The organism is Chimaeribacter coloradensis (assembly GCF_002858715.1).
GTDB classification, from domain to species: domain Bacteria; phylum Pseudomonadota; class Gammaproteobacteria; order Enterobacterales; family Enterobacteriaceae; genus Chimaeribacter; species Chimaeribacter coloradensis.
The window spans coordinates 1-444 of record NZ_PJZH01000076.1 but is presented as its reverse complement, the minus strand read 5'-3'; the positions used below and the strand labels follow the sequence as shown (position 1 = coordinate 444).

Genomic DNA, 444 nt, shown 5'->3' with positions numbered 1-444 from the left:
TTGAGCTGGCTTTTGCCGCCGTACTCGGTGGCGAGCTTGATGTGCTCCTGCCCGCGGGTGTCATCGAGGCGCAGTTTGTTGTTGGCAGGCGTGCGCAAGACGTTGCGCCTGTAGTTGCGGATAGTGACGTGGTCGGGGTGTGAGGAGTCATGCAACACCCCGGCAATAAAGGGCCGGTCAGGGTTGCCGTCCTCAAAGCCTATCGCCACCTCGGTACCTGCCAGCAGCGGCAGGTGCAGGCCGTAGGTATCACCCGCATAGGCTCGGGACTGGCGCACCCACAGGCTCTCTTCACCGGCGGGCCAGCCTGCCCGGTCAAACAGCAGGTTGACCCGGTAGCGCCCATGTTTGTCGATATGGCCGTAGCGGTCGTTGGCTTGGGTGCTGGTGACCCGCGCCGGCAGGGTGCCGGCCATTTTGGGTTTCGGAATGAGCGGGGGACGA

1 protein-coding gene is annotated in these 444 nt (G+C 64.0%); it reads right to left on the bottom strand.

Features of this window, described 5'->3' with window-relative positions:
• Nucleotides 1–444 (bottom strand): type VI secretion system tip protein VgrG (gene vgrG, locus CYR32_RS21200; RefSeq protein WP_146000750.1); only part of this gene is annotated, 444 nt, incomplete at both ends.